Consider the following 7,736-nt stretch of genomic DNA (forward strand, 5'->3'; position numbering starts at 1 on the left):
GGGTGGGGATGTGACCCGCGCCGACGCGGCGATGTTCCCGGACCGGGTCCCGCGGGAGGCCGGGACCCGGGGCCGCTGACCGCGGCCGATGGTTCGCCACGCAACCCCCGTGACGAGCCATCGCAGGGGAACTATCCGCCCGGTCCGAGCTCAAACACCTCCGGCCCGAACCGGTCCGGAATGCCGGATTGATCGGAATCGGCTGGTGGGAACTGCGTTGTGGCGGTGTGTGTTTCGGCCCGATGAGGCCGGTTATGCCCATCACATACCCGTTCCCGCAGGGCGGGTGCCGTGGACTGGTACGAGGGTGCGGGCCCGACTGCGAACTCGTGGTCACCACGACCGCGAAACTCGTGGTGATGTGCCAGCAACCCCAACGTGCCCGCCTGTCCCGGGCGCGCCCGCACCACGTCGACCTGCCGAACTTCCCGGACCTCGGCGTGGTGCTGGCGATGGGCCGGGCGATGCTCCTGCCGCGCCCACGCACGGCTTAGCCCTCGGGGCGCCGATGCCCGCTTCGACCGCATCGTCCTTCAGCGTCGAAAGAAATCTTTTCCGACTTCTAGCTGCGTGAACGTGCTTCGCTGACAGCCCGGTGTCGGGTGGTCACGGTTTCGTCACCGACAACCCGGATACCACCGGGCCATGATCAGCCCTACAGCGCGCTACCGCTTCGCCCGTGCCCGCACCGACCTCACCACCGCGACGCTCACCACGCTCACCGCCCTGGTGCTGTTCGCGGGCCTGGCCGCAATCACCGGCTCCTACTCCACCGCCCTGGCCGGCGGACTCGGCCTCGCGGCCGCGGTCGTGCTCGCGGTGAAAATGATCGCCCTGCCGTACCGCCCCAGCACCACCTGACCTCGATTCCGCGACCAGCTTGTCCATGTGACGAGCCTGTTGCGACCGGGCGGTCGATGTTTCGAGCCCCCGAAGCCGGGCACTGACGGGGATAAGCCCCTGTCCGACAACCCCGTTTCGAGGACACCGATATGTCTGCCATCCACCACACAGCCATCGGAACCACTCCCAGCACACGGATCAGCGGCGATTCGTACGAACACCTCGAACCCCAGCTCCGAGAACTCGCAACCCTGCAGCCCGGCACCCCCGAACACGCGGCCTTGCGCGATCGGATCATCGAGACCGCGCTCCCCCTCGGCGAGCACATCGCCCAACGCTACGGCGGCCGCGGAGTCGACCACGACGACCTGGTCCAGGTCGCCGCCCTGGGCGTCGTGCTCTCGGTCGACCGATTCGACCCCACCCTCGGCTCCCCCTTCCTCGGATTCGCCATCCCCACCGTCATGGGCGAAGTCCGCCGCTACTTCCGCGACAGCACCTGGGCCGTACGCGTCCCACGCCGCACCAAAGAACTGCGACAACAAATCTCGGTGGCGATTCCCGAGTTGTCCCAACGACTCGACCGCGAACCCACCGCCCGCGAACTCGCCGCACACCTGGACACCGACATCCTCGAGGTCACCCAGGCCCTGATCGCGAACAACGCCTACGCCACCCAATCCCTCGATGCGCGCCTGCCCTCCGACGAGGCCGACACCGCACCCGCCCTGGAACAGGAAGTCCTCGCGGTCACCGAGACCGGCTACACGTTGATGGAAGACTCCATCACCATCGGCCCGCTCATCGCCGAGCTGCCCGCACGCGAACGCCAGATCCTGATCATGCGATACGGGCAGGACATGACCCAAGTGCAGATTGGCAAGGCCCTGAACATCTCCCAGATGCAGGTCTCTCGCGTCCTGGCCCGCACCCTGGCCGGCCTGCGCGACAAAGCACTCGACGAACAGGCCCTGGAAGTCGCCTGACCCTGGGCCACTCACGCCATCGCTGCGGGCGATCCGCGATCGCACAGCGCTACTCGGTCGGATAGCCGACCACCGACGCTGAGTATCCGTTGTCTTCGGCGATTGCTCTCGACACCCCGTCAGCGGTCGGCGGCCAGCACCGCTGTCAGCCCTTGGCGTACATCCTCGACGAAATAGCCGGGAGCCTCCATTGACGGAAAATGCCCGCCGTGCTCGGGGGCGTTCCATCGCACGATCCGCCGGAAGCGCTCCTGCGCCCAAGGGCGCGGGCACTTCTCGATATCGCGGGGATAGACGGTGAGCGCGGCGGGGACCTCGACCCGCAACTCGGGATCGAAAGTGTTTATGCCGCCGTGGCTTTCGTAGTAGATGCGGGCCGCCGACGCGCCTGTGCGGGTGAGTCAGTACAGGGCTACGTTGTCGAGCAGGCGGTCCAGGGAGATGGTCTCGAACGGGCTGTCGTCGGTGTCGGTCCACTCGGCGAACTTGTCGAGAATGAAGGCGAGCAGGCCGACCGGCGAGTCGACGAGCGAGTACCCGATCGTTTGGGGGCGGTCGGCCTGGAGCTTGGCGAACGCCGCGCGCGGGCCGGTCCAGAACTCGCGCGTCGACTCGACCCAGTCGCGCTCGGTCGCCGTCAGTCCGTCGGTTGTCAGCCCGGGCGGCGGCTGCGGGGTCAGGGTATGGATGCCGAGAACATGCTCGGGGTACCTGGCGCCCAGGATCGTGGTGATCACACCGCCCCAGTCACCGCCGTGGGCGACGAACTCGGGATAGCCGAGCCTGGTCATCAGTTCCACCCACGCCGCCGAGATCTTCCCGACTCCCCACCCGGTGGTTGTCGGGCGCTCGCTGTACCCGAAGCCCGGCAGCGACGGAACCACGACATGAAATGCCGGTACGCCCGCGTCCGCCGGATTCGCCAGTTCGTCTACTACATCGACGAATTCGGCGATGCTGCCCGGCCACCCGTGCGTCATGATCAGCGGTGTCGCGTCGGCGCGCGCGGATCTGCGGTGCAGGAAGTGAATGCCCACGCCATCGATGGTGGTGCGAAATTGTCCGATGCGGTCGAGCCGCTCTTCGAACGATCGCCAGTCGTACGCTGTGCGCCAGTAGTCGACGACCCCGCGAAGGTCGGCGAGCGGGACGCCCTGCTGCCAACGGCCGGGCCCTGGCTCGGCGCGGACCGTCTCGGTCTCGGGAAACCGCGCCGCTGCCAGTCGCGCTCCCAGGTCGTGCAGTTCGGCGTCGGCCGCGCTAGCGCGGAACTGGTGCACGTCGGCGTGGCAGGACACAGCCATGGGACCTCCTGGTTCTCGCGGGACACACTGACGGATCGCGTCCAGAGTGCGATACCCGTCTGTCGCGCCGGAAACGAACCGATGACCGGGTTCACAGGATCCCTGCGGTGGGTATGGCCGACCTACGACGCGCCAGGTCTGCGAACCTGCCGAGTCGGGACCAGGGCCATGCGGGTGGTGATGCTGTCGGCCTCTTGGCGATGCACTCGTCGGCGCGATCGTGAGCCTACTACTCGTGCAAAACCTTCAGCGCCACATCGTGTTTGAGCCGCGGATGCCGCGCCCGGTGGACCACGCCCATGACGCCAGCTCCCCGTCGATCGCGGATCAGGTAGCCCTCGAATATCGACCCCACCGCTACCACGAAGCCCGCTCCGATCCGCCCGACCGCACACTCGCCGCTCTCAGCAGTACGGACCACGGCTTTCCCTTGGCCCAGCAAATCCCCTGTCCCCTTGCTCGTTTCGGAGACGGTGCTGGGAAGACCGGGTTCGGAGACACTCCGATCAAGCAGATCCGCTTGTCCGGCGATGGATCTCGGAAGAAGTCGTTTCAGAGACCGTCTCGGGGATTCACTACGTCAGTGAGATCGTCTGGCCGGACCGCGTCGTCGCGAGCGGTAAACACCCGATGTGCCACGGCGGCGAACGCCCTCGGGTGCGAGGTGATGCCGTTGTGTCCGCCGGGGAAGTTCTCGACGGCCGTGCCGAGTGCGCGGGCCAGTGCGCTCACCCAGCGGTGATTGAACAATTCCGGAGCTGTGGTCGCACCCACCGCCGGGACGATCCGAATCCTGTTGTGGCGCAACAGTGCGATCGTGGTCTCGTCGATCGTGGCTGTGCGTACCAGCGGGAAGTCGTTCTCGAGGAAGAACTCCAAGTCCGCGAGCCGCTGACCGGCCGGCCGTACGGGTGCGAGCACCTCGGGTTCTCGCTCGTCGAAGCTCGAGCCGGTCAAGCGCGCCAGCTCACCGAGTGCGGCCGCCCACCCCGTCTGTCGATAGGCGATCTCCACCGCATCCAACGCCCGCGCTGCCTCGCTGCGAGACGGCTCGGGCAACAAGTGCGGTAGCGGCGGCTCGTGGGCGATCAGCGTGTGGACCTGTTGCGGGTAGCGGGTCGCGAATTCGAGACCGATCAACGCACCGAAACTCGATCCCAGCATCCGTGCAGGTTCGGCGGTCAAGGCCATCAGCAGGGCGCGAACATCGAGTGTGTGTCGTTGCAGGGTGTGCGCGACCGTGGTGCCGGTGAGCGAGCTCCTGGCCAGCGCTCGGCGATCGTAGGTCAGCACCGTGTAGCGATCGGCGAGGTAACCGGCCAGATCGTTGGTACGGTCCGCATCCCCGTCTCCGCCTTGAAGAACCAGCAGCAGCGGGCCTGTGCCGCGGAGCGAGTAGTGGATCACGGCACCCGGAACCGGCACCAGGCCGGTGGTGAAGGTCATGGAAACACGGTATTCCATCTGATTAGATACATCTATTAAGATGTATCTGAGAAGATGTACTTTGGTGGAGTGAACGGAGTAGAGCTTCTGCTACTGGGCCGACGGCTGATGAAGATCGGCGAGGAATCGCTGCCCACCGACGGGCTCCCCGAGTACTCCACCAGCGTCCGCACTGTCGTGATCGTGCTCAGCGACATCGTCAACCATCCGGACAGCACCGTCGTCCAGATCGCCGCGCGAACCGGCTACCCACAGAGCGCGGTGTCCGAAGCGGTGGCGCGACTGCGCGAAGCCGACGCGGTCGTCACCCGAACCGATCCCTCCGATCGCCGACGGTCCCTCATCCGACAGAACCCGGTGGCATCGGCACGCGTGCGCGAAGTGGGGGCCACCCCGATCGACCCCGCCGTCGCCGCGGCCCTCCACTCCGGCGACACCCGAGCGGTCGACGAGGTCCTTGCCGCGCTCGACACCCTCGCGCGCTATCTGCTACCACCGAGAACAACCTGAAGGCGTCGGACCACACCGCATAACTCGCACGTGCTGGTGCACTACGTCACGACGATGACCGTTCCGCACGCGCGATATCGTGTGGTCGCCCGGCACAACCTCCTGGCCGAAGCACGCGCGAACCCCACGCTGCATGACCGCTTCGAAGCCATCCGCGCGGGCTTCGTCGCGTTGATCCAAGCGCGGCTCAGTGCAACGGGACATCCCGCCTGCCGCACCACGGCCGAGTTGTGCGTCATCGTCATGGACGGCTTGGTCAACCGGCAGGTCTTCTTCCCCGATTCGGCCTTGTCGGACACAGAACTCCGCACCGTACTGGACACGATGACCTCAGGGACCGCGAACCAAGCCACCGAACCGCCGACCGGGAGTCCCATGGCGTGAACGCAGGCGGTCAGGCAAGGTGAGGCGACGATCGGAAATTGGTTGTCTCCACGGTCGCGTTGCGCGACTCTGTCGGCGTGACCATGCATGCTGGCCAGCTGACAGTATCGCCGGACACCGTGCGTGTACTGGTGGGTGAGCAGTTCCCCGAGTGGAGCAGTCTCCCGATCAGACCGGTTGCGGGTTCGGGGACGGTCAATGCGATCTTCCGGATCGGTGACCGGTTCGCGGCCCGGTTTCCACTACAGCCCGGGAATGTCGAGACGACGCGGCAGCGGCTGCGGACCGAGGCAGCGGCCGCGCGCGAGCTGGCCGGGTGTACACGGTTTCCGACGCCGGAACCGATTGCGTTGGGCGAGCCAGGGTTCGGCTACCCACTTCCCTGGTCGGTGCAGACCTGGCTGGTCGGCACCGTCGCCGCCGAACAGGATCCGGGAGCCTCCGTCGAGTTCGCCAGCGACCTGGCCGAATTCGTTTCCGGCGTGCGTGCGATCGATACCCGTGGGCGCATTTTCACCGGCACCGGCCGTGGTGGCGAGCTGTGTTCCCACGATCGCTGGATACAGACCTGCCTGCGGCGAAGCGAGGGTCTGGTAGACGTGCCACTGCTGCGGCGACTGTGGTCGGTGTTCCGGGAACTGCCCCGCAGCGGGAGCAAGGACGTGATGAACCATGGTGACTTGATTCCGGGAAACGTGCTGGTATCCGGCGGCCGCCTGGCCGGGGTCATCGACGCCGGCGGTCTCGGGCCGGCAGATCCCGCACTGGATCTGGTGAGCGCTTGGCACCTGCTCGATGCGCGCCCACGCGGAGTGTTGCGCGATCGCCTCGGCTGTGACGACTTGGAATGGGAACGTGGCCGGGCGTGGGCATTTCAGCAAGCGATGGGCCTGGTCTGGTACTACGTCGACAGCAACCCGCTCTTGAGCCGGATTGGACTACGAACCCTCGAACGTGTGACGGCCGGTTGGACCGGCCGACAGCCGTGACGGCCGATCACTGGATCGAGCCTCGCTTCGCGACCGCACTTCTCTGGCGAGACGTCGCTCACTTCGAAACGGGCACACTGGATGTCGAGCAGGGGCCGGGACCGTCGGACATCAGAACAGTTGTCACGCATTCGCAGGGGTCGGTACCGAGCCGGGGTCGCTGCCGACCGCCGCGCTGACCTGTTCACACGTGGTCCCGGCGACCGCAGCCGCGATATCGGCGTCGCCGGCGCTCGCGAGATTCGAGCACAGTAGCGCGTAAACGCGGTCTACCTGATGCCCTCGCCCACGATGCTTTCGGGTCGGTGTCGGAACCGGCCGGGCCTGCAGCGTCGGACGTCGAGGAGCAGCCGAGTCCATCCGCCCGTCCCGCCCGGGACCCACCGGTCGCGCCGTCGGATTCACCACCGGCGCGGGCCAACCCCTCGGACAACGTGCAGCAGGTTCGCCCCCCGGGCAGATTACCTACATCTCAGGCTTGCACTCATCTGGCGAGCGTGGTACATAATATCTATGCCAGATACAAGAGATTATCTGGTACAGCGACTATCGAGAAGGAGTAGTTGGAGGTGGCGACCATGCTGATGCGCACTGATCCTTTCCGTGACCTGGATCGATTGACGCAACAGGTGTTCGGCACCGCGGCACGGCCCGCGGCGATGCCGATGGACGCCTGGCGTGAGAACGACGAATTCTTCGTCGAGTTCGACCTGCCGGGCATCGATCCCGAATCCCTCGACCTGGACGTGGAGCGCAACGTGGTGACCGTGCGCGCCGCACGCCCGGACATCGACCCCGGCCGGTCCATGCTCGCGGCCGAACGCCCCCGCGGGGTGTTCTCCCGGCAACTGGTTCTGGGCGAGGCCCTGGACACCGAGAAGATCCGCGCGAACTATCGCGACGGCGTCCTGCGACTGTCGATCCCGGTGGCCGAGAAGGCCAAGCCGCGAAAGATCGAGATCGCCAGGCCCGAACGCGAACCCGAACGCCAGGTTGTCGAGGACCGTCAGGCCATCAACGCCTGACCGCCGACTCCGGGCGAGGGCCGCCCGGCACACCACACCCGTTTCGAAGGACTGATTCGCGAAAGTGAGGTGATGCCTGTCCCGAACAACACCACACGCATACCCGCGAGAGCGGCACACCGGCGGGGCGAGGTCCGGTAGCCGCGGCCACGACACCGCATTCCGAAGGGTGAATGCACGGCCAGCGTTGTGGCGCAACCGTTTTCACGCTCCATGCCGTCCTCGCGGAGAGACAGTACGACAACTGTT

General features: G+C 66.4%; 8 protein-coding genes and 1 pseudogene. 7 read left to right on the forward strand and 2 right to left on the reverse strand.

The genetic code is table 11. The features are described from left to right. The first annotated feature begins 254 nt into the window (after positions 1 to 254). The 3 genes from ACWIGI_RS41475 (at position 255) to ACWIGI_RS41485 (ending at position 1,829) form a co-directional block, all read left to right on the forward strand. Entirely contained in the window at positions 255 to 494 is a 240-nt protein-coding gene (locus tag ACWIGI_RS41475; RefSeq protein ID WP_454209188.1) for a hypothetical protein, read from the forward strand. Between the two features lie 151 nt (positions 495 to 645). Continuing rightward, positions 646 to 861, forward strand: coding sequence for a hypothetical protein (locus tag ACWIGI_RS41480; RefSeq protein ID WP_454209189.1), 216 nt, complete (start codon positions 646 to 648; stop codon positions 859 to 861). A gap of 131 nt (positions 862 to 992) precedes the next feature. After that, positions 993 to 1,829 (forward strand): SigB/SigF/SigG family RNA polymerase sigma factor, encoded by an 837-nt coding sequence (locus tag ACWIGI_RS41485; RefSeq protein WP_454209190.1) that lies wholly within the window; start codon positions 993 to 995, stop codon positions 1,827 to 1,829. 119 nt (positions 1,830 to 1,948) lie between these two features. Here ACWIGI_RS41485 and ACWIGI_RS41490 read toward each other — a convergent pair. Together ACWIGI_RS41490 and ACWIGI_RS41495 are read right to left on the reverse strand one after the other, a co-directional pair. Beyond that, a pseudogene (locus tag ACWIGI_RS41490) lies at positions 1,949 to 3,133 on the reverse strand (epoxide hydrolase family protein). A 552-nt stretch (positions 3,134 to 3,685) separates the two neighbouring features. Further along, positions 3,686 to 4,579 (reverse strand): alpha/beta fold hydrolase, encoded by an 894-nt coding sequence (locus tag ACWIGI_RS41495; protein WP_454209191.1) that lies wholly within the window; start codon positions 4,577 to 4,579, stop codon positions 3,686 to 3,688. 69 nt (positions 4,580 to 4,648) lie between these two features. On the opposite strand from ACWIGI_RS41495, the gene ACWIGI_RS41500 reads away from it, so the two are divergent. From ACWIGI_RS41500 to ACWIGI_RS41515, 4 genes are all read left to right on the forward strand, one after another. After that, complete coding sequence (locus tag ACWIGI_RS41500; protein WP_454209192.1) at positions 4,649 to 5,089, forward strand: MarR family transcriptional regulator; 441 nt, start codon at positions 4,649 to 4,651, stop codon at positions 5,087 to 5,089. A 30-nt stretch (positions 5,090 to 5,119) separates the two neighbouring features. Next, positions 5,120 to 5,473, forward strand: coding sequence for a hypothetical protein (locus tag ACWIGI_RS41505; RefSeq protein ID WP_454209193.1), 354 nt, complete (start codon positions 5,120 to 5,122; stop codon positions 5,471 to 5,473). 83 nt (positions 5,474 to 5,556) lie between these two features. Beyond that, complete coding sequence (locus tag ACWIGI_RS41510) at positions 5,557 to 6,462, forward strand: aminoglycoside phosphotransferase family protein (RefSeq protein WP_454209195.1); 906 nt, start codon at positions 5,557 to 5,559, stop codon at positions 6,460 to 6,462. A 563-nt stretch (positions 6,463 to 7,025) separates the two neighbouring features. Beyond that, positions 7,026 to 7,487: an Hsp20/alpha crystallin family protein gene (locus ACWIGI_RS41515; RefSeq protein WP_454209194.1), complete on the forward strand. Its 462-nt coding sequence runs from the start codon at positions 7,026 to 7,028 to the stop codon at positions 7,485 to 7,487. Positions 7,488 to 7,736: the final 249 nt, after the last annotated feature.

The organism is Nocardia sp. NPDC055321 (assembly GCF_053645575.1).

Excerpts from the sequence above, each read along its gene's own strand:
- ACWIGI_RS41485 (WP_454209190.1), top strand. The coding sequence starts at position 993 with ATGTCTGCCATCCACCACACAGCCATCGGAACCACTCCCAGCACACGG.
- ACWIGI_RS41510 (WP_454209195.1), top strand. The coding sequence starts at position 5,557 with ATGCATGCTGGCCAGCTGACAGTATCGCCGGACACCGTGCGTGTACTG.
- ACWIGI_RS41475 (WP_454209188.1), top strand. The coding sequence starts at position 255 with ATGCCCATCACATACCCGTTCCCGCAGGGCGGGTGCCGTGGACTGGTA.
- ACWIGI_RS41480 (WP_454209189.1), top strand. The coding sequence starts at position 646 with ATGATCAGCCCTACAGCGCGCTACCGCTTCGCCCGTGCCCGCACCGAC.
- ACWIGI_RS41495 (WP_454209191.1), bottom strand. The coding sequence starts at position 4,579 with ATGACCTTCACCACCGGCCTGGTGCCGGTTCCGGGTGCCGTGATCCAC.